We start from the raw sequence: 26,169 nt of genomic DNA, 5'->3' as shown, positions 1-26,169 counted from the left end.
GAAAGAATCGTTTGAAAAAGCCTTTAATCTATTTTGAACCAGTAATCAAATAGTGCAGTCATCATTTTATAAAGAAGAATAAAGATGACGTAGGTGGTTACAGCGATTGCTATAATTAAATGGTGTTTTTGAACGTAAGAATGAATGATCATTGTTAAAATGAAGGATATCATGATTAAATCAACATACATAACGGAATGGTTACAAGCTACTTCTCGAACCTCCATTAACGCACGCTCTGTTTCCTTATCATATCTTCTAAAGTTACTCATTTTTTCTCACCTAATCAATTTAAAAAGTTACGTTATTTTATGTAAATAGAAAAAAATGGTGAATGTATTTAGTGTTTTTTTCTGAATTTTCTCTCTCAAATCCCTTTAAAGATGTTATAATATTTATAACATTTAGTATCTAATGATATCTTAAACTAACATCTATGTTTATCAACTCAGAATAAGGTGATCTTTTATGAAGAAGAAATTCATTGTTTTTACATTAATCCTCGTTTTTCTTATCCCAATGGTAAAACAAAATCATAGTGATGCATCCATTAACGGAATTCTACTGAAGGACTTCGTATCGTTAACTTTCTATACCTCTAAGGCATTCATTCCAAATTATCATTTACTTGAAGAATTAATCGTATTACCAGAAACATCATTTAATGAAAATGATGCCATTGAAATGATTAGAAGAATGGGACGAGTTGATTCATCGATTTTAGAAGCGTTGGTATCAAATCATGTTAAAATTACATTTTTTAATGGAAAGCTAACGGATCAGCCATCTGCCTCGCACTTAAAGGGATTGAAGCCTAGAGGATATAGTGCAAAAGGTCCATCGTGGGATGATGTACCTGGTATCGGAGGCTCTAAAACTGTATTAGTGAAAATTGGACATAGTCATAGTGGGTTGGGGCATGGTTCCTTGAATTTAGAACTTCATGAAACTGCACATACAATTGACCAACATATATTTAATATGATTCGACATGATGAAGATTTTCATAAAATATGGAGAGAAGAAGCACCAAAAATGTTTCCGAACCTCGCTTACTTTATTGATTATCCTGAGGAATATTTTGCAGAGGCATTTGTATATTACTATTATTCAAATGACAGTAGGGAACAGTTAAAACAAAAAGCACCTCTAACAGAACAGTTTTTTTCCGAGTTAATAGAGTCTATTAGATTAATGAATATGGACGAGCAAAACTAACAATTGTTCTGATAGAATAGAGAATTAATAAGTGAATTTAGATATAACTATTGGGTTAGAACAGCAACACAAAGATAGGAATCGCTAACATCCAATACGATATAACGGATGATATTTATATGCAATAAGCCAAGTGAATTTTACTTGGCTTTTATTGTACCACTATAAAAATAGATATGGTATTATTTGCTAATGGGATTATTGAATATTCATAATATATTTAAATAGAAGGGGTTGATTTCGATGAAAAAGGTTTATTGTTTTATTATTATAGTTTTAATAATGCTTGCATCTTGTGATAGAGGTCCTTTCACATCGACAACTTCGCAGTTGATTGTTATGGAAAAAGGTCATTCAAGCGATTATAAAGAATATTGGATTAAAGCATATGACCCGAACAACCAAGGTAAGGAAGAAGCGTTTAAGGTTGTGGTCCAAGAAGAGATGGTTTGGCACTTAATTGAGAAGGATAAAGAGTATTTTTCTTCGTACACAAAAGAAGGTGATAAACCTTGGGTTTTAGAGCAAATTGAGCATGTAGAAATTGAAAAAGAGTAATCATTCACAACGCCATTTTAAAAATGACGTTAATAATATTACTAACTAATTCTGAAGATTTGCGTACAGTATAATCCTCTATCAAGGCTATACATCGATAGTGTTCCTTTTCTACTTCTTCTCCGTTACGATAGTTGAATATTTTCTAAGACTGTTTTCTGAAAGATTGTTGCTTTTAGAAAGCAATTATGGTGATAGAAGGTCGAAAATTCAGATATTATGGTAAAATTAAAATTAGGAAAAGTGATTTAATTATGAAAATGCTTTCGTTATATCACTATCTATAGGGACAATCGTAACCATTAGCGGAAATTGCCTTTACTATTTGTTTAACCGTACTGTAATGGTTGTACAAATTCTGGTCCTTCAAATTTTCAGGCACAGAAAATTACAGTTGATATCTTACTCATATTTGTTCCCAAACCCCTTATCATGAAATTCAAGTATATAAAAAAATACCTATATATAAAACATTCTTTTTCAAGTGTCTTAACTACAGGTACCACTTCATTTTAACGAGGGAAAATGCGCAATTGAACTAAATTGCGTAATAAAAGAGTGAACTAAACAGTAATTCACTCTTTAAAAAATTATTGATTATTCTCTTTAGTCCTATCATTAGTAATTGGATGTGGTTCACCGTATCCCTCAACATTACCCGCATGTTCTTTATGATAATCTGATCCAGAGTCATTGCGGTTTATGATTGATTGCTTTTTCTGATTTTTATTAGTATTAGCTTGACTAGTCATATAATTCACCTCCTAAACATTTTTTAGATTGTCTATTATGGGTGAAATTATTCATTGTCACAGTTCGAATAAAATGTACAATTGAACCCAATTGTTAAGTAACGAATGATGGGTTAATGAAAATTTTATAAGAACCAAGGTGAAATATTTATTAAATTTGTGATTAGGTAGACTTAACAAACTGGCGTTAGTTGGTATCAATCATTAATCAAATAAAAGTTGAACATTTTGAAGGAATTGTTGAACTTGACCAGACATATTTCCTGTACTCTCAAATAGGACAACGACATAACACAGAATATAAACATCGCGAAATGTAGTGGAAAGTCCATACAATCAAAAAACATTCATGGATGAAATAGGCCAAGCGTGATTGGTTCAACCTGGCTAAGGAAAACAAGATTGTAAAAGTTGCTTGGAGAGTAATGATAGTTTACGCTTATCTAATTTCAATCCTAAAAAAAGAAAGGTAAATTCATATGCCTATAATTAAACACGATATTTTTATCAATGCACCTATCAATGTTTGTTTTGACCTTGCGAGGAATGTAGATGTACACATAGAAACTACAAGTAAAACAAAGGAAAGAGCGATTGATGGGATTACATTTGGACTGATGGAAAAGGGTGATACAGTCACTTGGGAAGCTACACATCTTGGAATTAAACAAAAATTAACTGCTAAGATTGTAGATATGGAAAAACCATATAAGTTTACAGATGTTATGGTAAAGGGAGCTTTCGACTCATTTAATCATACACACGAATTTACAGAAAGTGGTTCAGGGACGATTATGCAAGATACCTTTTGTTATAAATCTCCTTTTGGCATTCTTGGATTATTTGCTGATAGCTTATTTTTAGAAAAATATATGAGGAATTTCATTGTGAATCGTGCAAAAGAGTTAAAAAGAATAGCTGAAAAAAGGTAATGGTACCACCTCATATATTTTTATGGAGGCTGTTTTCTCAAAGTTTGTTGTTTTTTGAGGTGAATTAATTGAGAATCGATTTCTAGCAGACTGAATACACGGGGGGGACTCCCTTGAGAGTAGTAGGCTCCCACAGGACGCGGAGTGTATTCAGGCTGCGGTATCAAAAGCAACAATATATACGAAAACAGCCTTTATGAAAAATCAACAATAGAAATTAACAGAGCCTAAGATTAGAAGAAATGAATGTGAAGCATCTCCGAACGGAAGTGTATGTTCCTTAAATTTAGGGATCCACATAAAATCCTAAATAATAAAATGCTTTTTTATTATATAAATATATAAAAGTACACAATAATAATAAGGAAGACCTAAGGAAGAAAAATTGCTAATTAAACTATTAGAGTAGAACAAAACTAATAATCTCTGCTAAGATAGATATTATGTGAGGATTTAAAATCTATACAAAAGAAATTATTAAGGTGACCTTAGTCAAGAGTTAATAGCAAAGAGTCATTATATTACCTTTTTAATGAAAATGAATTACTAACTTTCTTCACTAAATGCATATTCAATCGTACAATTGTGGGAAGAGGAGTGTTAAAAATATGAAACATGGAGAATATCAATATTTAGATTTATGCCGAAAGGTGTTAGATGAGGGTGTAAAGAAAAAGGATAGAACTGGAACTGGGACACTCTCAATATTCGGGCATCAAATGAGATTTGACTTAGAGAAGTTTCCGTTACTCACAACAAAAAAAGTAAATTTCAGGCTGATTGTAAGTGAATTGCTATGGATAATGAAGGGTGATTCAAATATCCGATACCTTTTGCAAAATAATAATAATATATGGAACGAGTGGCCATTCAAGAAGTGGGTAGAAAGTGATGAGTATAACGGACCTGATATGACCAATTTTGGAATACGCAGTCAACAAGATGGCGAGTTTAACAAAATCTATCAAGAAGAAATGAAGAAATTTAAACAGCGAATTTTGGAAAATGATGAATTTGCAGCTAAGTATGGAGAACTTGGCGATGTGTACGGAAAACAATGGAGAGCTTGGAGAACGACAACAGGAGAAACAATTGACCAATTTAAGGATGTAATTCAAACCATCAAAACCAATCCTGATTCGAGAAGATTACTTGTTTCGGCATGGAATCCAGAAGACGTTCCTTCGATGGCTCTTCCGCCTTGTCATACATTATTTCAATTTTACGTTGCAGACGGAAAATTAAGCTGCCAGTTATATCAAAGAAGCGGAGATATCTTTCTTGGAATTCCTTTCAATATAGCATCTTATTCACTATTAACTCATTTAATAGCGCATGAGTGTGGATTAAAAGTAGGTGAATTTATTCATACTATTGGGGATGCTCATATTTATACTAATCACATTGATCAAGTAAAGGAACAATTAACACGTGAACCTAAGGCATTACCTACTTTGGTATTAAATCAAGAAGTAACTTCCGTTTTTGATTTTGAAATGGAAGACATTTTGATTGAGGGGTATGATCCACATCCAACCATCAAAGCACCAGTTGCAGTGTAAGAATTTAATTAATGAGATGAATTGAGACTCTAACAATAGCAAAAACGCTAAGTTATCAACTGCACCCTAATTGTTTTTAATATCAAACAATTGGAGGTGCAGTTTTTTATAATAATATTAACCTATTATTACTAACAAGAATTGTGCAATCAGAGAGTTTAGTTTGATAGCAATTCTCATATTCGTCTTTCATTAACAAACTTTTACAAGCCAAACCATTTTCGTGATAAATCTCTTTCCCAATGACTAATTTAATACTTCTATTTGAAGTTGGATACTTAGGTTCGTCATTTACTATATAAATGGTTTCTTCATCCAACCATTTCATAGAAAAATTAGTCTTTGCATCACTATAATAAACCGTTTTAACTGGCTTATCCTCATGATTATATGTGATTTCAACCCAAACATTAACTCCTCCAGCCGCACCACCATATGGCTCATAATATGCATTAGCTGTATATGCTTCAGTTGGTGACAATACAGGCCCTGGGCCTATTTGGATCGATGATCTATCAATAGAGTTAAATGTAAAAAAGTAATTTTTATATACAGATAGTCCGAGTAAAATAATTACGCTTAACAAAGAAACAAGTAGTAGTTTCTTAGGGAAATGTTTCTTTTTAAAAAAGAAAATGATTAATTTGAATATAAAAACTAAAATTAACAGGCTAGTAATTATAAACATAAAGAAACCGATTATATTGATTAAAATAATATATTACCTCCCAATCTGTTAATTTATCTGCTTAGTATAAAAGCATCAGATCTCAATCAATTCTATCATAAATTTTCCATTTTTCATTAAAGAAAATATCGTTAACCTACTCAATAAAAGCGGCCTATGATAGACTTAAGATATTGAATATTACAAATGCAATGCTTAGTGAATTCAGTTAATTTCAATGACTATGTTGCTATATTATAATTAGAGGAATGTACATGAATTCAATACAAGTTTTTGCTTTCATTTAAAAAGAACAATACAAAGTATTATGGTATCATTATAAACAGTTGATTCTGTGTAAAAGTTTATTTACTTTTATCAAAAAAGAATGGAGATGATAAACAATGATTTCATTACTTGTTGCAATCGATAAAAATCGACTTATTGGAAAAGATAATGATCTACCATGGCATTTGCCAGCTGATTTGGCTTATTTTAAACAAGTTACGATGGGTCATTCAATTGTTATGGGGAGGAAGACCTATGAATCGATTGGACGTCCATTGCCTGGACGTGAAAATATTGTTATTACACGCGACGAATCCTATTCAATTGAGGGATGTAAAGTCATTCATTCAATTGATGAAATTTTGCAATTAAATTCAGCTGATCAAGAGTTATTTGTCATAGGTGGATCAGAAATTTTTAAAGGAATACTACCATTTGCCGACAAGTTGTATTTGACTGAAATTGATGAAGAATTTGAGGGAGATACATATTTTCCAGAAATTCATTTCGAGGATTGGGAACTTGATTCAAAGGAAAAAGGGGTCAAGGATGAGAAGAATCCTTATGATTACTACTTCTGTGTGTATAAAAAGAGGCAATAAATAAGGATACGACTATTTTTAGGTTATGCATATTGATTATGAACGCCCGAAGAGAGCCCGAGCTCCTACGTAAATTCGTTCATCAATTATCGGTATTCACTAAACAAAAAATACCCTATAGGTAGGCTTTTTTCAAAGTGTCTACTCTATAGGGTACATTTTATTTTGCCCTGTTCTTCTTTTTATACGAGATATAAAACTGAGAAGAAATGTGTAATTGAAGCGGCTAGGACAAACAGATGCCAAATGGCGTGATGATATTTGAAACCTCTCCAAACATAAAATACGGCACCGAGTGTATATAATACTCCACCTACCACTAGTAAGGTCATTGCAGTTGGATGTACATTTTCAACTAAGGTACTCCATGCAAAGACAATTAACCAGCCCAAAACGATATATAGTAATGTAGACACATGTAGAAATCGTTTGACAAAAAAGGTTTTAAATACGGTTCCTCCTACTGCAAGGCCCCATACGATACCAAAGAGTGTCCAACCTAACCATCCTTTCACTGCGATGAACAAAAACGGAGTATATGTTCCTGCAATAAAGAAATAGATAGCTGAGTGATCAAAAATTTCGAATAAATCTTTAACCTTTCCTGGAGGGAAAGCATGAACAAGAGTCGAACTTAAGTAAAGAAGTAGCATGGTTGCTCCAAATAATGTAAAGCTGACGACATGCCATGCAGTTCCATGGATCGAAGAATGAACAATTAGGATAACAAGCGCTGCAACACTAAGAAGAACACCAATTCCATGAGTTATGGCATTTGCAATTTCTTCACCTTTTGTAAAAACATGAGTATTTGCCAATCAAATCACATACTTTCTTTAGAAATCATCAAAAATCTATAACTAGTTTTTGTTATTAAGCTTTAATTATAACATATTCCTGTGAATTAAAATCAATTGTTGTTTATCTACATTTTTGTGAATGTATTTGAAAATCAAAAATATTTGAAAATTTGCTTTATTAGAGTGGAATTCATGTTATAATTTACAAATTAAATATAACTGTAATGCAGTAATACATAAAAACATATTGAAAGGATTTGGGTGGACCTATGACTCAACAAGTGAAACAAACGTCTTTGAATGTTAGAGTTGAAGATATTATTAAAGCGAACCAAACCGTAAAAGACGTTGTATATCACACACCTTTACAAAGAAATGAATTATTGTCAGAGAGATATGAATGTAATTTATTATTAAAACGGGAGGACTTACAAGTTGTTCGATCGTTCAAAATTAGAGGTGCATATAATCGGATTAAGAATATTCCTCAAGAAGAATTAGTAAATGGGGTTGTTTGTGCAAGTGCTGGCAACCATGCTCAAGGAGTAGCATATTCATGTAGAGCTCTGAAGATTAAAGGGAAAATTTTCATGCCATCTACAACCCCTAGACAAAAAGTCTCACAAGTAGCGTTATTTGGTCGGGAATACGTAGAGATTATCTTAGTAGGGGATACATTTGATGATTCATATATTGAAGCTCAAAGATGTTGTGAGCAAGAGCAAAGCTCCTTCATTCATCCATTTGATGATCATGATGTGATAGCTGGCCAAGGTACTGTTGCAGTAGAAATACTAAATGATTGTGAGGAGCCGATTGATTTCGTCTTTGCAAGTATCGGGGGCGGTGGACTCATTTCAGGAGTTAGCACGTATATGAAAAGCATTTCACCTGGGACGAATGTTATTGGGGTAGAACCAGCTGGTGCAGCAAGTATGAAATCTTCAATTACAAACGGTCAATTAACTAGTCTCGACTATATTGACAAATTTGTTGATGGTGCAGCTGTTAAAACTGTTGGGGAAAGAACCTTTGATATATGTAAAACCATCCTAGACGATATCGTGTTAGTCCCTGAGGGAAAAGTATGTACGACCATTTTAGAATTGTATAATGAAAATGCGATTGTTGCAGAACCAGCAGGTGCTTTATCCATTGCTGCATTAGATTTCTATAAAGACCAGATTCGAGGGAAAACTGTCGTATGCATTGTGAGTGGTGGTAATAATGATATAGGTAGAATGCAGGAAATCAAAGAACGTTCCATGATGTATGAAGGGCTTCAATATTATTTTATTGTCAATTTTCCTCAAAGAGCAGGTGCATTGAGAGAATTTCTCGATGAGGTATTAGGGCCAACAGATGATATAACAAGGTTCGAGTATACGAAGAAGAATAACAAAGATAATGGTCCTGCTTTAGTGGGTATTGAACTTCAGAAGCGTGAGGATTATGATTTACTCATTCAACGTATGCTGAAAAAAGGATTTCCATATACAGAAGTAAATAAAGAAAGTAATTTATTTAATTTACTTATTTAAGTTTAATTTGAGGAAATGTCTTAGAATGTCTATATAATTAGACGACTTTGATTTATTTTTGGGTTATAATATTATTTAAGCAGAATGCATAACTGATTTAAGACTTATTCAGACTAAATTGTTACCTTTTTTCTTATCTAAAATTGGTACAGATGTATTGATCAATTTAGAAATGAAAATATAATAACAATTGTTTGGATAAGTCTTTTCTTTAATCAGGGGCATGTTGTTTAATAAATGATTATTTATAGTATAATAAAAATTAAAAGGCTTATTGTAGGGAAGTGGATTTAATGAAAAAAGTGAAAATAGTAACCGATTCAACTTCAGATTTAACGATTGAGATTGCGAAAGCGTATAATATAGAAATTGTACCTCTTTCAATAGTAATTGACGATAAGACATATTTAGACCGAGTTGATATTTCACCAAAAGAATTTATTGAAAAAATGAAGACTTCAAAAGAACTTCCAAAAAGCTCGCAACCAGCTGTAGGTCAATTTGTTGAATTATATGATCGACTCGGAGAAGATGGTAGCGAAGTGATTTCGATTCATATGACAAGTGGTATGAGCGGTACTGTAAGCTCTGCCGAAAATGCAGCTCAGATTACATCAACAAAAGTAACTGTTATTGATTCGAAATTCATCTCAAAAGCTTTAAGCTATCAAGTAATTGAAGCTGCAAAAATGGCTGAAGAGGGTTATTCAAGCGAAGAAATTGTTGAGAAAATAGAACATATTAGGAAAAATACTTATCTATACGTAGTTGTGGATACGTTAGAAAACTTAGTAAAAGGTGGACGAATTGGAAAAGGTAAAGCAATGATTGGTTCACTCTTAAATATTAAACCAATTGCTTCCTTAGCTGATGGAGTATATACGCCTACTGCGAAAGTGAGAAGCCAATCACAAATAATCAATTATTTAACAAAACAATTTTCAGAGGATACAAAAGATAAAATTGTGAAAAGGATTAGTGTAGTTCATGCAGAAGCTCATGAGTTAGCAGTCAAGATTAAAGAATCGATTGTTGAAACCACTGGTTTTCAAGACGTAACGATTGAATACACAACTCCAGTTATCAGTACTCATACTGGACCAGGTGCAATTGGTTTTATGTATTATGCAGAAGATGCTACTAGGGATCAAAATTAATAATGAGTTTGAAAAGCAATAAGAGCTTTCCACAATTGGATCGCTCTTATTTCGATTAGTTTTCTTTATTTGAATCCCCAAGTTCAAGCTTTTTTCCACCAATTGAAATATAAGAATATACATCTAATTCAGGCTTTGCTTTAGACATCCCTTGAATATACGGTTTAACAAGGTCTTTAAAGTCTTCACTTACTCCTTCTTCTTCACACAATCCATACACATACATTTTTTTCTCATCGATTAAGAATGTAACATAGCCAATGGCTTTTTCATTTTGATTGACAACATTCAATATTTGATACTCCTGTGTCATTAATTCTGGTGATAAAAAGATTTGCAACGGAAAGTTCCTCCTTTGAATAATTAAGTAAGTTGTAATTTATTAAATAAAGAATCGTCTGCCGTTTCATTCGGTTTTTTCTTCTTCACATGAATTAATGCAATACATAATAATCCGACAACTAAAGTGAGTGAGGCTGTAATCAAAAACATACCGGATCGTGACCATGCCATGAGCCACCCAAAAATAGGTGGTCCAATTGCAACACCTAAAAAGCGAACTGATCCATATAAAGAAGTAACAAACCCTCTTTTAGATGAACTGACAGAACCAGTAATCAAACTATTTATACAAGGTAGCACCAAACCTGTTCCAACACTACTGATTACTAAAATTGAGATGAAAGGAACAAGGGATTCAAAAAACATTAAAGTTGAGAAAGATATAGTCATTAAACCAAGACCAATAATGATTAATTTCTTCATCAATGCCATATTTTTTCCGATTTTACTACCAGTAATATAGGATGTTGTTGTCATCACCAATAGAGGTATTGCTAGAATGGCGCCTTTAGGGATCCCATCAATTTTATATTGTAGTTCCAAAACATCTGAGAGGTAAAATAAAATTCCGAACAATGTAAAAAGGCACGTTGCTCCAGCCAAATATGCAGTAAAAAGCCAGCGGCCTTCATTTTTAAATACTGTTAACAATCCTTTGAAGTATTTTCCAAAAGGAGGTGGTTCCTTTTTTTGTTTCTTCTCCTTAACAAAAAACAGAGTAAGGAGGATAGAAACTAGGCAAAAGAGGGGAAATGCATAGAATGCAGCATACCAAAATAATAACGCCAGTAATGAACCTATAATAGGTGAGATTACTTTACCAAATCCATTGGATGCTTCAACAAGTCCTAATACTTTACTTTGTTGACCACCTTTATATAAATCACCTGTTAATGCCATTGCAATCGGGGCAGTACCTGCTGCACCCACACCTTGCATTACCCTTCCGATCATGATCCAAAGAAATGGACTGGTAAACCATGATGCCGCAAGTCCAGCTAATAATCCACCAGTTCCATATAGAACAAGAGCAGGAATGATAATTGCCTTTCTGGTAAAGCGGTCAGATAAATACCCAAGAATCGGAATTGAAACGGCGGCTGCTACGGAAAATACAGTAATTACTAAGCTAACTTGAAATTGACTGATTCCAAGTTCTTTTTGCATTTCTGGTAATACAGGGATTAGCATTGAGTTACCTAGTACAAGGATTAGAGGAATTGAGCCAATTGCTACTACTGTCATTCCTGTATTTTTTTTACTGGACAAGTAACTTGCAACTCCTTATACATATATTTAATACAATTGTATCATTCCGTATTTCAGTTCAGTCTATACCTCTTATAAATCTTCTCCATTTGTCAAATCAATCCAGAGTTATTTGGTCTAATTTTAATGTAAGTGCTTAATATATACACCATTTTCCTATAGATGAATAACATATCAACTGTAGAGAAGAGGAGGCGTATATCACGATGGACTTTTTGGATTTACCTAATAGAACATTAAAGAACCGCCTATATGGAATCACTTCAGTTGCAGATTTTGGAACTCCAATAGGACAATTAAAACACGTATTAGATGATTATCATCAATATATTGATATTGCTAAGATAGGTATAGGGTGTGCTTATGTCACTCCAAATATTGAAGAGAAAATTGCTTTGTACAAAGCCTATCATATTAAGCCATATTTTGGAGGAACATTGTTTGAGAAATGCTTTTATCAGAAAAAGATGAAGGAATATGTAGCTTATTTAAAGTCTCTTGGTATTGAATGGATTGAGGTATCGAATGGAACATTAGATATTTCACTTAAAGACAGAGTATCATTGGTTAAGCAATTAAAAAATGACTTCTATATCCTTGGTGAAGTAGGGTCGAAGGATGCAGATAAGGATCTTTCTATTTCGGAATGGAAAGAAGAAATCAACTTATTATTAGATGCTGGGTGTAAATACGTCATCACTGAAGGTAGAGATTCTGGTACATCTGGAATCTATGATAGTAATGGGCAAATTAAGGATAAGTTAGTGAAAGAAATGATCAAAAATGTAGATATCAACAGAGTGATTTTTGAAGCACCGACACCGAAGAGTCAAATGTTCTTTATCAATTCTTTTGGAACGAATGTGAATTTAGGAAATGTAAAGCTGGTGGATACACTAGTTTTGGAAGCACAAAGACGTGGACTCCGAAGTGAAACTTTTTATTTGGAGGATGTACAATGGAAATCGCCGCTATAAGGCATTTACCAACTGAATGGAATAAGAAGGGTGTACTTCAAGGAAGTAGAAATATCCCAATTTCTCCGATAACAAACGGATTTAAACATGACATTGAGGTAAATAAGCAGAAATTGATAAATATACTACCTGTTGACATTGTTTTAACTAGTTCACTTATTCGAACACAACAAACAGCAAAAAGCTATGGGTATGAGTCATTTCAGGTTGAGCCATTATTAGATGAGTTGAATTTTGGCGATTACGAAGGTGTTCCAAAATCAAGGCTGATTAATGATTATTCTGATGTATGGATGAATTCACCTAGAGAATTAACATTGGGCGAATCTCTGCTTGATTTTGAAAAAAGAATCTTATCCTTCATTAAGGAATATAAACATTATTCAAAGATAATCGTGTTCGGTCATGGTTCTTGGATGAGAGGACTTATTTCAATCAATCAATTTGGAACAATTAATGAAATGAATAAGGTTGTCGTGAAAAATAATGAACTTCTTATCGTTAATTTTTAATAATCATTTATCCGAAAAAGGAGGGTGTGCTAAATGTTAAATGAATCCATTTCATTTGATACATGGGAACAAGAAAAAATTGATCAATTAAACTGCGAGGTAAAAGATTATTTCCAAGTCTTAAAGTGGGCATATTCAACCTATGATGATGGGGAGCTAGTCTATGCATGTAGCTTTGGAGCTGAAGGTATAGTCTTGATTGATTTAATCTCTAAGGTTAAAAAAGATGCGAGAATCGTCTTTCTTGATACTGGACTTCATTTTCAGGAAACGTACAAACTCATTGATAAAGTAAAAGAAAAATATCCTACATTAAATATTGAATTAAAAAAACCAAACCTTACATTATTAGAACAAAAAGATGAATATGGTGATGACTTGTGGAAAAGAAATCCAAATTTATGTTGCCAATTAAGGAAGGTTGAGCCCTTAAAAGAGGTGCTAACAGAATCTATTGCATGGATTTCTGGATTGCGTCGTGACCAATCTCCAGCAAGAAAGCATCTGAAATTTATTAATAAAGATGAGAAGTTTAAATTGGTTAAAATTTGTCCTCTTATTGATTGGACATGGGATGATGTATGGACATATATCCAGTTAAATCAATTACCATATAATGAGCTACATGACAATAATTATCCTAGTATTGGTTGTCTTCCATGTACACAACCAGTTATAGGCGATAATTTGCGTGGGGGAAGATGGGCAAATCATGATAAGACAGAATGTGGACTACACTTAGATAAATAAATGCATAGAATAGTAGGAGGTTATAGAAGTGACGCTAAGTAAGCCGCATGGCGGACTATTAATAAATAGAGTCAATGAAAACTACAAAATGAAAGCAGGAATACAACAGATTCAATTAGATGAAATCGCACTAAGTGACCTTGAACTAATCGCTATAGGAGCTTACAGTCCATTAACAGGTTTCTTAGGGAAGAAAGATTATGAATCGGTTGTTAGCAAGATGAGACTATCAACAGGTGAGATTTGGTCCATTCCTATTACTTTACCAGTCAATGAAGATGCAGCTAAACACATTGAGATTGGTGAGGAAGTTCATCTTGTAAAGGATGAGATCATTTATGGCGCAATGACAGTAACTGAGAAATATATCCCTAATAAAGACATTGAAGCTTTCAAGGTTTACCAAACGACCGACAAAGCACATCCAGGGGTTCAAAAATTATATGATAGACCTAATGTATATCTTGCTGGACCCATCACATTAATCAAGAGACCAGTGAAAGAGAAGTTTGAGAATTTCTATTTAGATCCAAAGCAAACGCGGGAAGTCTTTCAACGTTTAGGCTGGAAAACAATTGTTGGCTTTCAAACAAGAAACCCGGTTCATCGTGCCCATGAATATATTCAGAAAACAGCATTAGAAACTGTAGATGGGTTATTTTTAAACCCGCTTGTTGGTGAAACAAAGAAAGATGATATTCCTAGTGACATTCGAATGGAAAGTTATCAAGTATTATTGAACAAATATTATCCGAAAAATCGTGTGTTTTTATCTGTTTTTCCAGCTGCCATGAGATATGCTGGACCTCGTGAAGCCATTTTCCACTCCATTGTTCGCAAAAATTATGGGTGTACTCATTTTATTGTAGGGCGCGACCATGCTGGTGTTGGTAATTATTACGGGACCTATGATGCGCAAAAAATCTTTCATTTATTTTCAGTATCAGAACTTGGGATTACACCATTATTCTTCGAGCATAGCTTCTATTGTTTGAAATGTGAGAGTATGGCATCGGCAAAAACATGCCCGCATGAAAAAGAAGATCATGTGATATTATCAGGTACAAAGGTGAGAGAAATGCTAAAGTATGGTCAGATCCCTCCAAAAGAATTTAGTCGAGCAGAGGTTATTGAAGTATTAATTAGAGGTCTGCAAAAAACTTATACAAAGATTTAAAGGGTGAAATTTATGAAAACTGATAACAACATCATATGGCATAAATCTTCTATTACAAAAGCAGATCGACATCAATTAAATAATCATAGAAGCTGTGTCCTTTGGTTCACAGGGTTGTCTGGATCTGGTAAATCTACGTTAGCAAATGCAATTGATATGAAGTTATTCGAACTAGGAGTTAGAAGCTATATTCTTGATGGAGATAATATCAGACATGGATTGAATAAAGGTCTTGGGTTCAATGATACGGATCGAAAAGAAAATATACGCCGAATCGGCGAGGTTTCTAAACTATTTGTTGATAGTGGCCAAATTGTTACTACCGCATTTATCTCTCCGTTTCGGGAAGATCGCAAAACGGTGAGAGAAATGTTCGATGAAGGCGAATTTATTGAAATCTATGTGAAATGTCCACTTGAAATATGTGAAACAAGAGATCCAAAAGGTCTTTATAAAAAAGCAAGAACAGGGGATATACCTAATTTCACAGGAATTGGATCCCCATATGAAGCACCAGATGCACCTGAACTAACGATTGAAACAAATAAACTTTCATTACAAGATTCAGTGGATAAGGTTATTTACTATTTAATAGATCAAGGGTTACTTTGTATTAAATGACAATAACCCGAGCTGGTCTTATTTTTTTCGCCAGCCATAGTTATTAGCAGTGAATGTCGGTATCTTAAGATGATAAATAAAGTCGATGATGTTTGTTGAAATTGATTGACAAATAATTGCATAAATAACAATCTTCAAATCTATCACTGTCGCAGTAAATAAGAAAATAAGGAAATTCATCCACAGCATCACTCTACCCGGTGGCCATTGGTATTTATTTGCGATCATCAACGCAGGTATGACCATTCCACCACTTGATGCCCCGTTCCGAATAAGTAATCCAACACCTATGCCAAATAAAGCACTACCTACCAACATATCAACAAGAAAAATACGGTCATAGATATGCAAGCCTGAAGTAATCATACTAACCGTAACTGAAGTAACGGTTACAGATAACATCGTTCTAATTGTCCATGTATAGCCAAAGTATTTTAAAGCTAGTACTAAAAAGGCAAAATTAACAACCCAAAGAGAGAATCCTAAAGGTAAATGAAACCAATGATTTAATATAATAGCTAATCCAGCAGCTCCACCAGAAGGAATATTATGAGGGAATAAAAAAATCGACATAGCTACTCCTTGTAGGACAGCTCCAATAAGTATAAATGTAAGATTTTGTAAAGATTTGGTCATCATTTTTGGTGACCTCTTTTTTTGTGCCTACCTCGTAAATAATATGAAATCAATGATGATCCCTCCAATGCACTTCTTGTCCATTATATGAAGGGGAAAGACAAGATATGTTCAGATAAGAGAAACATATTAGTCAAATACTTTTAATTAAAGACATTTTCTGATACTATTTAGACAAAGGTACATAGTAGGAGTTGTAGAAATGAAAAAAGGTTTTTTTTACATTTTAATTTTATGCATAGTATTGTTAACAGCTTGTAATCAAGAAAATAAGATGAATTTCACCTTCACTGACCAAGATGGAAATGCATTCGGAACTGAGCAATTAGATGGTAAGGTATGGGTTGCTAATTTTATCTTCACTAATTGTGAGACCGTATGTCCACCAATGACAGCTCATATGGCTAAATTACAGCAAATGCTAGCTGATGAGGGAATTGAGGCAGAGATCGTTTCGTTTTCTGTGGATCCTGAAGAAGATTCACCAGAAGTGTTAAAGGAGTTTGCCAACAAATTTGACGCAGATTTCAGCAATTGGCATTTCTTAACTGGCTATAGTCAGGCTGAAATTGAAGAATTCGCAAAAGATAATTTTGCGACGTTAGTTCAAAAACCAACTAATCAAGATCAGGTACTACATCGTACAGCATTCTATATTGTTGATAAAAATGGGAATATAGCTGGTGACTATAGTGGTGTATCAGAGACCCCATATGAAGAAATGGTCAAAAAAATAAAGGATTTATAATTAGGAATGTTTAACAGCCTGAATACATGTTTATTCAGGCTGTTAAATTTAGTCGTCACTATTGACAACACCATCAACAACAATTGCTTCAAGTTCATTCCAGAAGAAGTCTTTGCCAAAATACGTTTCACACTCAAGCATTTGGTCAATCTCAGTTTGTTTATTTGTAAGATCGTCTTTATCTTTGTTCATAGTATACACCGTCCTTTATGAATAGATAATTTGATGTAGAATACTTTTTAAGGGTCGATTGTCTAAACTCAACTGATATTCCTTCAAGCTCTTTGCGAATACTTTAGTAACCTCCTTTTCCTGCAAATAAGATAAAATCTCATCCTCAATGCTTTCCATCTCTTGCCAATCTTCAAATTGAAATACTAATTGATTAGAACTTAACTCGTTTAAATTAATTTTCTCCTGACCAGGTAGGGAATGATAGATTAAAGTAGGGATTTCTTTTGTTAAGCATTCGCTTATCGTGATACCTCCAGGTTTTGTAATAACGAGATCTGCCTTTTCATAAATATCATTCATTTTTTTTCGGTCAGAAATATAGCCATATGGGTGAATATTTGGATCTGCGAGCTTTTGTACCTTATCGTATAGTTTTTTATTTTTGCCACATAAAATATAAAAGGAAATATGCTTACTATTCCTCAATTTTGGCAATAGCTGTTCAATCATCCCAACGCCTAAACTCCCACCCATAATCAAACAGTTTTTTAAGGTTGATTGTTTTTTTACTTCTTTTTTTATAAAAGGGTGAGTAGGAATTCCAGTTACATATATTTTTTCTTCTGAAATTCCCTTTTCAACTAACTGCTTTTTGAGTGAAGGGTGTCCTACAAAATGATAATCGATATGTTTTGTACCCCAAAAGCTGTGAATAAAAAAGTCTGTGTAGACATTTATCACAGGTGTATTTATTATTTCTAGTTGTTTTAACTTATTAAGCATGTAGGATGGCAAGGCATGAGAACTAACTATGATATCTGGTTGCTTTTCTCTAATAAGCTTTTTCACAAATGGTAAAAACAATAGTTCATAAAGTTTATAATTCTTGTCTTTGTACATATCCTTACAAACTAATGTCTGATAAAGCCAATGGTATGTTTTTGGGAGCGTATGAATCCATTTTAAATAAATAGTAGAGATAAGCTGCTCTATATTTCCGTAACTGTATGATAAAATATCCACCTTGTCACAATCGATAGATGAATCAATACCTGAAACAATTTCAGCAATAGCATCTGCAACCTGGTGATGACCTGATGGGATTTGTAAAAAAGGCATAAATAGTACCTTTTTCATTTGAATAGTCTCCTTTAAGAGGTAATAACAATATTGTCATCAAACCAACTATTTTTATGCAACTACCTTTAATTCCCTTTCATAATCTTTCCCCAAATTATAGATACTTCAAATAACAATGATTCTTTTGTAAAGGGGTAACAAATGATGCTGGTTAAAATGAGGCTTTATTTCTTTTCAATTTGGACAGTGCTTGATCCCTTATATTATTTCTTTACAAGGTTAACATATATTCATACTGATGATGATCATCAGCCAATCTTTCGAATAAGACTTACAAGATATAGAGGTTTCCCACTAGAATTATCTGATGGTACCATCATTCATAAAAATGATTTAATGATAAAAATTCATTTACATAATGTGAGGTTATTAAAAGATATAGTAAAGATAGATGGTGAAACGAGGAAGGCAAGAGTTATTTATAAGAAAGTACTTGAAGGATTACCATATTTAGCAGATTATTTATCTAAGCATCCTCGTGAGAAGGAAATTAAAGGAATTGTTGGCATAACCACGCTCAACAAAGGTTGTGAAAGACTAGGGTTTGAAACGTTCTCTCTGAGAAATAAATGGTATGCTTTGATGAAACGTCTTGTATTTATTCCAATGTATTTACTATCAGTCAATCAATTGACCAAGAATACATTAAACAGACCTCCCAAATATCTTATCATGACGAAGGAAGCCTTAATAACAAGGTATACGAAGGAATAAGGATGAGATTATCCATCCATTACCACTGTCTTTCCTCCTCTAACTCATTATAATTGTAGTAGAGGAGGAGATACATTGTATACTTCTGTTATTCTTTTGGTTGTATTTATGATTTCATATTTTATTTATTTAGCTAATAAAAATACGAAAAATGTTAAAATAAATAGAGTTAATATAGGTAATAAATCGGTTGATTCAAATCTATTGACCTTAAATATTCTCCATCTATCAGATTTACATCTTGAAAATATATCGATCTCTCCAAATAAGCTCTACCATCTGTTACAAAATGAAAAAATTGACTTAATTGCTTTAACTGGTGATTTTTTGGATCGAAAAAGAAGCATCCCTAAGCTTGTTCCTTATCTAGAGGTATTAAACAAATTAAAACCGACTCATGGGATTTTTGCGGTATTTGGTAATCATGATTATGTATTAAAGGGAGAAAATTTTGAAGCTTTGAAAAAAACATTAGAAGATCATTCATGTGTTACTTTGAAAAATGAACATGTAAAACTTACAATTGGGAGCTCTATTTTAAATATTATAGGGATTGATGATGCAAGTACAAAAAGGAGTAATCCTGAATTTTCCTATAAAGGGTTAGAACAAGGCTATAACCTTGTATTATCACATGATCCTAATGTCGTTTTAGATATGAAGAACTACCACTTTGATTATTTGTTATCAGGACATTTTCACGGTGGACAAATTCATTGGCCAAAGCCTTACCATCTTGTTAAAATGGGAAAACTTGCAAGATTAAATATGATCAAAGGATTACATTATCATGATGGAAAACCGTTTTATATTAGTGAAGGTTTGGGTCAAACAGGAGTTAATATAAGAGTTGGGTGTTATCCCGAGATTACCATTCATCAAATTCATGGGCTTGAGCAGACTAACCCAGTGTATATAAATGCTATCTAACCATGAAGGGCGCTTAAATAAGCGTCTTTTTCTTTTGTAACGAGTAAATAGTAGATATGATTCTACTAGTTAGTTATATTATAATACTATAAGCAATAATGACATATTTTAATAAAAGATTGTTAGAATGGTAGGTGAAGAATAATTGAAACGCTTGATGATTTTTTTTACATTGATGGTTTTATTAACAGCTTGCTCTGTACAAACTTCAAATAATTATGAACGAAATGTTTATCATAACGTACTTTTGTTAAAAAAGGATAGTGTACCACCTTCGTTTTTTCCAAAAGACTTAGAAATACTTGCTATTGGAGATTCCTTAACTGAGGGAATTGGAGATACGACAAATAGTGGGGGATATACTTCGTTTTTAGAAAATCGCCTTCTTGAAAGAAGGGAGGTAGGTTCGGTGAAGATTATAAATTACGGTGTACAAGGACATACAACAAATGATTTGCTACTTCGTATTTCTAAGGATATTCCAAAAGAACTGGTTGCTAGCGCTGATTCTGTGATCATTACAATTGGTGGAAATGATATCTTGCAGGTTGTCCAAAATCATTTCATGAATTTATCGTATGAACCATTTAATCTTGAGCGGGATAAATATAAGCAACGATTACAATTAATTATTGATCGGATTAGAAATATGAATCAAGAGGCTCAAATTTACGTGGTTGGATTGTATAACCCATTTATACATATAGGAGAAATCTTCGGTGATATCGATTTGGTGATATCTAGCTGGAATCAAATAACCAAAAATCTATTATCAGAGTACGATAATACGACCTTTATTGAAATTGAAGATATCTTTAAAAATAGCAATGAAAACCTATTGTACAATGATGATTTTCATCCAAATACACGAGGTTATGAATTAATTAGCGCACGTATAGAAGAATATATGGAATGAAATAAATGAACCGTTTGTAAGTAAGGGGTATGAGAATGACGATAAATTGGAGAAATTTTTTTATTGGACTAGTCATTATAAATGTTCTGATTGTAGGCTTGTTTTTGATTTTCTTATTTTCTCCTGGGGAGGCAATCAATCTTCCTTCAGTTAACGAAGAGAATGAAGGGAAGGATGGAATTAATTTAACCGTCACGACGAATAAACATGATTTAACTCAATTAATCAATCACTATTTAGAAGAGGAATTTCAGGACCAAATCTTAAACTATAAGGTGTTACTTTCAGAAAAAGTGATGTTAATTGGATCAATTCCTGCTTTTGGCAAGGAAATTGACTTAGTCATGACCTTTGAACCAATCCCTCAAGCAAATGGTGATTTAATGTTACAACAGGAATCTATTTCTTTGGGAAATGTTCAACTCCCTGTGTCATTGGTATTAAGATCTATTAGTGATAATTATGCTTTACCTGATTGGATCACGATTGATCCTTCAAAGCATACTGTATATGCAGCAATCACTGATTTAGAGTTGAAAAGTGATGTAAATGTAAGAGTGAACACATTTGATTTAGAAAAGGATGACCTAAGTTTTAGTTTGATTGTACCGAATGAATAGGCAATACTACTTATAACCAGTACTCCATAATTTTGAGTACTGGTTTTTTGAGCTTATTTATGGTTCTGAGCTCGTTTGACAAATGATAATTCATCCTCTATTAAACCACATACACCACACTGGATTTTATAGTTTGGACCACGATATGGAATATGTAAAGGTCCAATTTCCTCTCCATACTCTTCTAGAATCTCCCCACTATCCTTGTCTACCTTCACAGCTTTGGCTACTTGTTCAATGATGTTGAATCTAGTTCTATTTGTTTTACAATTTGGGCATAAATATGGATTTGACAAATGATCCACCTCCTATCCATATACTATTTCCAAATTATTGAGATTTATGATTCGTGCGTTTTTTAGCTAAAAAGAGCATATTATATTCTTAAAATCATAATCATAGTGTTACATATCCAAGGGAGAGCCTCATAATATTGTGTAAATACGACATAATAGACTTTAATTACATTGTATAGGAGTTCAACTATGAAGATTAATCAACGAGTTAATTTCTTAATCCCTCATCGACTTATTGTTGTTTTCTGTTTGTTAACGACTCTATTTTTCATCATCCAGCTTGTTCCAGTGAATAAACAAAAACAAACAACCTTTCATAAGGTAAATGATATACCGTTAGTCATTGCTCATAGGGGTGGTGCTGGAATTGCTCCAGAAAATACTTTGTATGCATTTAAACTATCAGAACGACTTGGTGTGGACGCAATAGAATTGGATGTTCGGCTGTCAAAAGACCATCAATTGGTTGTCATTCATGATCATACCGTTGATCGAACGACCAATGGTACAGGATTCGTTTCAGACATGACATTAGAAGAATTAAAAAAATTGGATGCAGGCTATCACTTGGAATTGGAGAATCGTGGCTATGCCTTTCGTGGACGTGGAATTCAAATACCTACGCTAGAAGAAGTATTTAAAGAAATAAAAAATACTCCCTTTGTCATTGAGCTAAAGGACACCGATCCAAGGGTAGAAAAGAAGGTAGCCAAATTAATAAAAAAATATGATATCAAAAAGAAAGTGATTGTAGGGTCATTCAATGATGATAGTATAAAGCGTTTTGCAAAAAGTACAGATGGGAAAGTTCCAATAGGGACAGGGTCTAAGACATTAAAATACTATGTATTTCTACACAAATTACATTTAGATAGAATATACCCATTAAAGCGAAGTGCAGTACAAATTCCTGTAAAGGTTGGACATATTGATTTAGCTACTGAGAGGTTAATAAACATCATCAAAGAACGTAATATTGCTATTCATTATTGGACAATTAATGATGAAAAAACAATGAAAGAACTAATCAATCTAAAAGTGGATGGCATAATTACTGATTATCCAAATAAAATGCTAAGATTAATTAATGATGATAGCAAAGAGATTTAACTAAGTAGTAAGTCAAATTAATTGGATTGTCTGTTATTGGCAACTATAATAGAAGAAGAGAATTTAGGAAGGAGCAATTAATTTGTCAAACTCAATGCTAGCAACATTTGCGGGTGGATGCTTTTGGTGTATGGTGAAGCCATTTGATGAAATGCCAGGGATTATTAAAGTAGTTTCAGGCTATACAGGTGGATGGAAAGAAAATCCTACATATGAAGAAGTTTGCCAAGAAACAACAGGACATTATGAAGCGGTACAAATAACATATAATCCAGAAGAATTTTCTTATGAACTGCTTCTTCAATTGTTTTGGCAACAAATTGACCCAACAGATGCAGGTGGGCAATTTTATGATCGAGGTGGGTCATACAAAACAGCGATTTTTTATCATAATCAAAATCAAAAGGAGCTTGCAGAGCAATCAAAAAAACAATTAGCTGAAAGTGGTAAGTTTTCTGCGCCTATAGTTACTGAGATTCTCCCAGCTAAGGAATTCTATGAGGCAGAAGAGTATCACCAACATTATTATAAAAAAAATCCGGCCCATTATCTTAGATACAGTGTAGGATCAGGTAGAGCGGGTTTCATCGAAAGACATTGGAGGGATTAGTAATGGATTTGAAGAAAAAGTTGACACCGATGCAATATAAGGTAACACAAGAAAATGGTACAGAACCACCATTTCAAAATGAATTTTGGAATCATGAAGAAGAGGGGATTTATGTAGATATTGTTTCTGGGAAGCCTTTGTTCAGTTCGACTGATAAATATGATGCTGGCTGTGGCTGGCCAAGCTTCACTAAACCAATCCTAGATGAAGAGATGGTAGAGAAGCTTGATACAACTCATGGAATGATTCGAACAGAAGTAAGAAGTAAGGAAGCTAATTCTCATTTAGGACATGTGTTTAACGATGGACCTGGCCCATCAGGCTTAAGATATTGTATTAATTCAGCAGCATTAAGATTTATTCCAAAATCAGAATTGGAAAATGAAGGGTATGGGAAGTACTTGAATTTATTTCAATAATCAGAGGGGTGAATGAGCTCGAGACTAGTTCTCATTCACCAGTTATTTTATATAGAAGATTACTATTATATCAATATTGTAAACGATTACTTATTTCTTAAAAGTTAGTATAATTTTGTGTAAAATGGTTGACGCTTCCATTCTTAAAATGATATGATAAATGCAACCGTTTACTACATATAGATTAAAGATAGAATGAACGTTTCTTTGTTGTAGAATACTAAAGCACGTGAAGAATCTATTAAATTTATGCAAGTGGTTGAACTGGTTAATTTTTAGCAATACACAATTGATTTGTGTGTTAATTCTAGGAGGCATAATTCATGCAAAATGGTAAAGTAAAATGGTTTAACAGTGAAAAAGGTTTCGGATTTATCGAAGTACAAGGTGGAGACGATGTATTCGTACATTTCTCAGCGATCCAAGGTGAAGGCTTCAAATCTTTAGAAGAAGGCCAAGAAGTTTCTTTTGAGATTGTTGATGGTAATCGTGGACCTCAAGCTGCAAACGTTGTAAAACTATAATTAATAGCTACTATATAATAAAAGCAGTCCGTATTCGGACTGCTTTTTCTAATGTTATAGTTTATAAATGTTCGTATATTTCTCTTCTAAATAATGAATTAAATAAGAAGCATTTAAATCTTCACCTGTGACTTTTTTAATTAGTTCTGCTGGAGTATAAAGCTTACCATATTGATGAATTTGTTCTTTTAACCACTCACGAATGACTAAGAAGTCTCCTTGTTCGATCAATTCATAGAAATTAGGAATTTCTTTCGTAATTGTATGAAGAATTTGGGCTGCATATAGATTTCCTAAAGAATAGGAAGGGAAATATCCAAATCCACCTTGTGACCAGTGAACATCTTGTAAAACACCTAGTGTATCATTTTCAGGAACGACACCAAGATAATCCTTCATTTTTTCATTCCACACCTGGGGTAGGTCTTTTACTTCAATTTCCCCTGAAATTAAGCCTTTCTCTATTTCATATCGAATCATAATATGAAGATTATAGGTGAGTTCATCTGCCTCGACACGGATATATGATGGTTCTACTAGATTAATAGCTTCATAGAAATCCTCTAACGAAACTTCTCCAAGTTGAGTTGGGAAGTATTTTTTAATATCTTTGTAGAAGTAAGTCCAAAATTCTGTGCTTCTTCCTACCATGTTTTCTAAAAATCGTGATTGAGACTCATGGATACCAAATGAAGCACCACGTCTAATGACTGTACCTTCAAATTCAGGATTTACACCTTGCTCATACAATGCATGTCCTGTTTCATGAATCGTTCCGAAAATGGCTGATCGGACATTTTCTTTTAAATAACGTGTTGTGATTCTAACATCACCTGTTGTGATAGCTAGAGCAAATGGATGTGTTGTTTCATCTAATCTACCGGCTTCTAGATCATAGCCTAATTTTGGAAGGATAAATTGATTGAATGCTTTTTGTGCATCAATATCATATTCTTTTTCAAAAATATCTTTTCTAGGTTGATTACTTGAACTCTGAATTTTTTCTAGTAATGCGATACTTTTTTCTCTTAATTCAGCAAAGAGGGGGTCGAGCTTTTCGACTGTTAAGCCAGGTTCATATTCATCAAGGAGAGCATTATATGGGTGACCTTCATATCCATAGTATTCAGCAAATTTCTTTTTGAAGTCAACCATTTTTTCTAAATATGGCTGGAAAGAGGCGAAGTCATTATTCTTTCGTGCATCCTCCCAAGCATTGTTAGCGTTCGATCTTAATACAACATACTCCGTAAAAACGTCAGCTGGAATCTTTTTTGATTTTTCATATTCTGATAATCGTTCTCTTACACAAGCCTTTGTTACAGGGTCTAATGAATCATAGTTTTCTGGTAAGGTAAGAGTATGTAAAAGTTGTCCCATTTCTTCTGAAATTGTTAATTTAAAGGCTTCAGTAGAAAGAGTACCAATAGCTTTCGCAAAGAGGGAACGTCCTTTTTTTGCTGCTTTTGTACGTTGGTCCCATGCAGCCAAACCAAGTACATTAGAAAAGTGAGTTATTTTTTCATCTAAAGCTTTAAATTGCTCATTAGCTTCTTTTAAATCGATATTTTCTGAAGTTTTTAACATGTTTGTATCCTCGCTTTATA

At 33.3% G+C, this 26,169-nt stretch carries 32 protein-coding genes and 1 pseudogene; 22 read left to right on the top strand and 11 right to left on the bottom strand.

The window, feature by feature from the left end; genetic code table 11:
• Positions 1 to 23: 23 nt before the first annotated feature.
• Positions 24 to 272: a hypothetical protein gene (locus F7888_RS03715; protein WP_191777296.1), complete on the bottom strand. Its 249-nt coding sequence runs from the start codon at positions 270 to 272 to the stop codon at positions 24 to 26.
• A 196-nt stretch (positions 273 to 468) separates the two neighbouring features.
• Between F7888_RS03715 and F7888_RS03710 the strand changes: the two genes are divergently transcribed.
• Together F7888_RS03710 and F7888_RS03705 are read left to right on the top strand one after the other, a co-directional pair.
• Positions 469 to 1,218, top strand: coding sequence for an anthrax toxin lethal factor-related metalloendopeptidase (locus F7888_RS03710; RefSeq protein WP_191777295.1), 750 nt, complete (start codon positions 469 to 471; stop codon positions 1,216 to 1,218).
• A 243-nt stretch (positions 1,219 to 1,461) separates the two neighbouring features.
• On the top strand, positions 1,462 to 1,776 hold the full coding sequence (locus tag F7888_RS03705; RefSeq protein WP_191777294.1) for a hypothetical protein: 315 nt from the start codon (positions 1,462 to 1,464) through the stop codon (positions 1,774 to 1,776).
• A 590-nt stretch (positions 1,777 to 2,366) separates the two neighbouring features.
• Here the strand turns inward: F7888_RS03705 and F7888_RS03700 are convergent.
• Complete coding sequence (locus F7888_RS03700) at positions 2,367 to 2,528, bottom strand: hypothetical protein (RefSeq protein WP_191777293.1); 162 nt, start codon at positions 2,526 to 2,528, stop codon at positions 2,367 to 2,369.
• A 191-nt stretch (positions 2,529 to 2,719) separates the two neighbouring features.
• Between F7888_RS03700 and F7888_RS22450 the strand changes: the two are divergent.
• The 3 genes and pseudogenes from F7888_RS22450 to F7888_RS03690 all read left to right on the top strand — a co-directional run.
• Positions 2,720 to 2,839 (top strand): annotated as a pseudogene (locus F7888_RS22450) (IS1595 family transposase); the annotation flags it as partial.
• 168 nt (positions 2,840 to 3,007) lie between these two features.
• Complete coding sequence (locus F7888_RS03695; protein WP_191777292.1) at positions 3,008 to 3,460, top strand: SRPBCC family protein; 453 nt, start codon at positions 3,008 to 3,010, stop codon at positions 3,458 to 3,460.
• A gap of 608 nt (positions 3,461 to 4,068) precedes the next feature.
• On the top strand, positions 4,069 to 5,022 hold the full coding sequence (locus F7888_RS03690; RefSeq protein ID WP_191777290.1) for a thymidylate synthase: 954 nt from the start codon (positions 4,069 to 4,071) through the stop codon (positions 5,020 to 5,022).
• Between the two features lie 106 nt (positions 5,023 to 5,128).
• On the opposite strand, the gene F7888_RS03685 is transcribed toward F7888_RS03690, so the two are convergent.
• On the bottom strand, positions 5,129 to 5,710 hold the full coding sequence (locus F7888_RS03685; protein ID WP_191777288.1) for a DUF5412 family protein: 582 nt from the start codon (positions 5,708 to 5,710) through the stop codon (positions 5,129 to 5,131).
• A 383-nt stretch (positions 5,711 to 6,093) separates the two neighbouring features.
• Between F7888_RS03685 and F7888_RS03680 the strand changes: the two genes are divergently transcribed.
• Positions 6,094 to 6,579 (top strand): dihydrofolate reductase, encoded by a 486-nt coding sequence (locus F7888_RS03680; protein WP_191777286.1) that lies wholly within the window; start codon positions 6,094 to 6,096, stop codon positions 6,577 to 6,579.
• Positions 6,580 to 6,761: 182 nt separating this feature from the next.
• On the opposite strand, the gene trhA is transcribed toward F7888_RS03680, so the two are convergent.
• The gene (gene trhA / locus F7888_RS03675) at positions 6,762 to 7,397 is read right to left on the bottom strand and encodes a PAQR family membrane homeostasis protein TrhA (protein WP_191777284.1); all 636 of its coding nucleotides are present in this window, start codon (positions 7,395 to 7,397) and stop codon (positions 6,762 to 6,764) included.
• A gap of 251 nt (positions 7,398 to 7,648) precedes the next feature.
• Between trhA and ilvA the strand changes: the two genes are divergently transcribed.
• Entirely contained in the window at positions 7,649 to 8,920 is a 1,272-nt protein-coding gene (gene ilvA / locus F7888_RS03670; RefSeq protein WP_191777282.1) for a threonine ammonia-lyase IlvA, read from the top strand.
• Between the two features lie 293 nt (positions 8,921 to 9,213).
• Positions 9,214 to 10,077 carry a DegV family protein gene (locus tag F7888_RS03665; RefSeq protein WP_191777280.1) on the top strand — a complete coding sequence of 288 codons (864 nt, stop codon included), beginning with the start codon at positions 9,214 to 9,216 and terminating at the stop codon, positions 10,075 to 10,077.
• A gap of 55 nt (positions 10,078 to 10,132) precedes the next feature.
• Here the strand turns inward: F7888_RS03665 and F7888_RS03660 are convergent, their stop codons facing one another.
• Both F7888_RS03660 and F7888_RS03655 read right to left on the bottom strand, forming a co-directional pair.
• The gene (locus tag F7888_RS03660) at positions 10,133 to 10,417 is read right to left on the bottom strand and encodes a hypothetical protein (RefSeq protein WP_191777278.1); all 285 of its coding nucleotides are present in this window, start codon (positions 10,415 to 10,417) and stop codon (positions 10,133 to 10,135) included.
• A 23-nt stretch (positions 10,418 to 10,440) separates the two neighbouring features.
• Positions 10,441 to 11,664, bottom strand: a complete 1,224-nt coding sequence (locus tag F7888_RS03655; RefSeq protein ID WP_225228598.1) for an MFS transporter — start codon at positions 11,662 to 11,664, stop codon at positions 10,441 to 10,443.
• Positions 11,665 to 11,894: 230 nt separating this feature from the next.
• On the opposite strand from F7888_RS03655, the gene F7888_RS03650 reads away from it, so the two are divergent.
• The 5 genes from F7888_RS03650 to cysC are packed head-to-tail and all read left to right on the top strand — an operon-like array spanning position 11,895 to position 15,725.
• Positions 11,895 to 12,665, top strand: a complete 771-nt coding sequence (locus F7888_RS03650; RefSeq protein WP_191777274.1) for a phosphosulfolactate synthase — start codon at positions 11,895 to 11,897, stop codon at positions 12,663 to 12,665.
• Positions 12,647 to 13,177, top strand: coding sequence for a histidine phosphatase family protein (locus tag F7888_RS03645; RefSeq protein ID WP_191777272.1), 531 nt, complete (start codon positions 12,647 to 12,649; stop codon positions 13,175 to 13,177). Before F7888_RS03650 ends, F7888_RS03645 begins: the two co-directional genes overlap by 19 nt.
• A 33-nt stretch (positions 13,178 to 13,210) precedes the next feature.
• The gene (locus tag F7888_RS03640; protein WP_191777270.1) at positions 13,211 to 13,927 is read left to right on the top strand and encodes a phosphoadenylyl-sulfate reductase; all 717 of its coding nucleotides are present in this window, start codon (positions 13,211 to 13,213) and stop codon (positions 13,925 to 13,927) included.
• 28 nt (positions 13,928 to 13,955) lie between these two features.
• A complete protein-coding gene (sat, locus tag F7888_RS03635) occupies positions 13,956 to 15,104 on the top strand; it encodes a sulfate adenylyltransferase (protein ID WP_191777268.1) in 1,149 nt (382 codons plus the stop codon).
• A gap of 12 nt (positions 15,105 to 15,116) precedes the next feature.
• Complete coding sequence (gene cysC, locus F7888_RS03630) at positions 15,117 to 15,725, top strand: adenylyl-sulfate kinase (RefSeq protein WP_191777267.1); 609 nt, start codon at positions 15,117 to 15,119, stop codon at positions 15,723 to 15,725.
• An 18-nt stretch (positions 15,726 to 15,743) separates the two neighbouring features.
• On the opposite strand, the gene F7888_RS03625 is transcribed toward cysC, so the two are convergent.
• Positions 15,744 to 16,364, bottom strand: a complete 621-nt coding sequence (locus tag F7888_RS03625; protein ID WP_318246223.1) for a YitT family protein — start codon at positions 16,362 to 16,364, stop codon at positions 15,744 to 15,746.
• Positions 16,365 to 16,563: 199 nt separating this feature from the next.
• Here F7888_RS03625 and F7888_RS03620 point away from each other — a divergent pair, with 199 nt between their 5' ends.
• Positions 16,564 to 17,109 (top strand): SCO family protein, encoded by a 546-nt coding sequence (locus F7888_RS03620; protein ID WP_191777266.1) that lies wholly within the window; start codon positions 16,564 to 16,566, stop codon positions 17,107 to 17,109.
• A 48-nt stretch (positions 17,110 to 17,157) separates the two neighbouring features.
• On the opposite strand, the gene F7888_RS03615 is transcribed toward F7888_RS03620, so the two are convergent.
• Together F7888_RS03615 and F7888_RS03610 are read right to left on the bottom strand one after the other, a co-directional pair.
• Positions 17,158 to 17,301 carry a hypothetical protein gene (locus tag F7888_RS03615; protein WP_191777265.1) on the bottom strand — a complete coding sequence of 48 codons (144 nt, stop codon included), beginning with the start codon at positions 17,299 to 17,301 and terminating at the stop codon, positions 17,158 to 17,160.
• A gap of 15 nt (positions 17,302 to 17,316) precedes the next feature.
• The gene (locus tag F7888_RS03610; RefSeq protein ID WP_191777264.1) at positions 17,317 to 18,420 is read right to left on the bottom strand and encodes an MGDG synthase family glycosyltransferase; all 1,104 of its coding nucleotides are present in this window, start codon (positions 18,418 to 18,420) and stop codon (positions 17,317 to 17,319) included.
• A gap of 144 nt (positions 18,421 to 18,564) precedes the next feature.
• Here F7888_RS03610 and F7888_RS03605 point away from each other — a divergent pair, with 144 nt between their 5' ends.
• The 4 genes from F7888_RS03605 to F7888_RS03590 all read left to right on the top strand — a co-directional run bounded on the left by F7888_RS03605 (position 18,565) and on the right by F7888_RS03590 (position 21,603).
• A complete protein-coding gene (locus tag F7888_RS03605; RefSeq protein WP_225228579.1) occupies positions 18,565 to 19,137 on the top strand; it encodes a YkoP family protein in 573 nt (190 codons plus the stop codon).
• Between the two features lie 75 nt (positions 19,138 to 19,212).
• Entirely contained in the window at positions 19,213 to 20,067 is an 855-nt protein-coding gene (locus F7888_RS03600) for a metallophosphoesterase (RefSeq protein WP_225228578.1), read from the top strand.
• A gap of 145 nt (positions 20,068 to 20,212) precedes the next feature.
• Positions 20,213 to 20,983 (top strand): GDSL-type esterase/lipase family protein, encoded by a 771-nt coding sequence (locus F7888_RS03595; RefSeq protein WP_191777263.1) that lies wholly within the window; start codon positions 20,213 to 20,215, stop codon positions 20,981 to 20,983.
• A gap of 35 nt (positions 20,984 to 21,018) precedes the next feature.
• Positions 21,019 to 21,603 carry a YpmS family protein gene (locus tag F7888_RS03590; protein WP_191777262.1) on the top strand — a complete coding sequence of 195 codons (585 nt, stop codon included), beginning with the start codon at positions 21,019 to 21,021 and terminating at the stop codon, positions 21,601 to 21,603.
• A gap of 53 nt (positions 21,604 to 21,656) precedes the next feature.
• On the opposite strand, the gene F7888_RS03585 is transcribed toward F7888_RS03590, so the two are convergent.
• On the bottom strand, positions 21,657 to 21,899 hold the full coding sequence (locus F7888_RS03585) for a DNA alkylation repair protein (RefSeq protein WP_191777261.1): 243 nt from the start codon (positions 21,897 to 21,899) through the stop codon (positions 21,657 to 21,659).
• Between the two features lie 189 nt (positions 21,900 to 22,088).
• Between F7888_RS03585 and F7888_RS03580 the strand changes: the two genes are divergently transcribed.
• The 4 genes from F7888_RS03580 to cspD all read left to right on the top strand — a co-directional run bounded on the left by F7888_RS03580 (position 22,089) and on the right by cspD (position 24,562).
• The gene (locus tag F7888_RS03580; protein ID WP_191777259.1) at positions 22,089 to 23,009 is read left to right on the top strand and encodes a glycerophosphodiester phosphodiesterase; all 921 of its coding nucleotides are present in this window, start codon (positions 22,089 to 22,091) and stop codon (positions 23,007 to 23,009) included.
• Positions 23,010 to 23,103: 94 nt separating this feature from the next.
• The gene (gene msrA, locus F7888_RS03575) at positions 23,104 to 23,619 is read left to right on the top strand and encodes a peptide-methionine (S)-S-oxide reductase MsrA (RefSeq protein WP_191777463.1); all 516 of its coding nucleotides are present in this window, start codon (positions 23,104 to 23,106) and stop codon (positions 23,617 to 23,619) included.
• Between the two features lie 2 nt (positions 23,620 to 23,621).
• The gene (msrB, locus tag F7888_RS03570) at positions 23,622 to 24,038 is read left to right on the top strand and encodes a peptide-methionine (R)-S-oxide reductase MsrB (protein WP_191777257.1); all 417 of its coding nucleotides are present in this window, start codon (positions 23,622 to 23,624) and stop codon (positions 24,036 to 24,038) included.
• A 323-nt stretch (positions 24,039 to 24,361) separates the two neighbouring features.
• On the top strand, positions 24,362 to 24,562 hold the full coding sequence (gene cspD / locus F7888_RS03565) for a cold-shock protein CspD (RefSeq protein ID WP_191777255.1): 201 nt from the start codon (positions 24,362 to 24,364) through the stop codon (positions 24,560 to 24,562).
• A 54-nt stretch (positions 24,563 to 24,616) separates the two neighbouring features.
• On the opposite strand, the gene F7888_RS03560 is transcribed toward cspD, so the two are convergent.
• Complete coding sequence (locus F7888_RS03560) at positions 24,617 to 26,149, bottom strand: carboxypeptidase M32 (protein WP_191777253.1); 1,533 nt, start codon at positions 26,147 to 26,149, stop codon at positions 24,617 to 24,619.
• Positions 26,150 to 26,169 lie beyond the last annotated feature (20 nt).

The organism is Litchfieldia stipae (assembly GCF_014837155.1).
Classification (GTDB): Bacteria; Bacillota; Bacilli; order Bacillales; family Bacillaceae_L; genus Litchfieldia.
The sequence above is the reverse complement of the archived record's forward strand: the minus strand, read 5'-3'. Positions and strand labels throughout refer to the sequence as shown.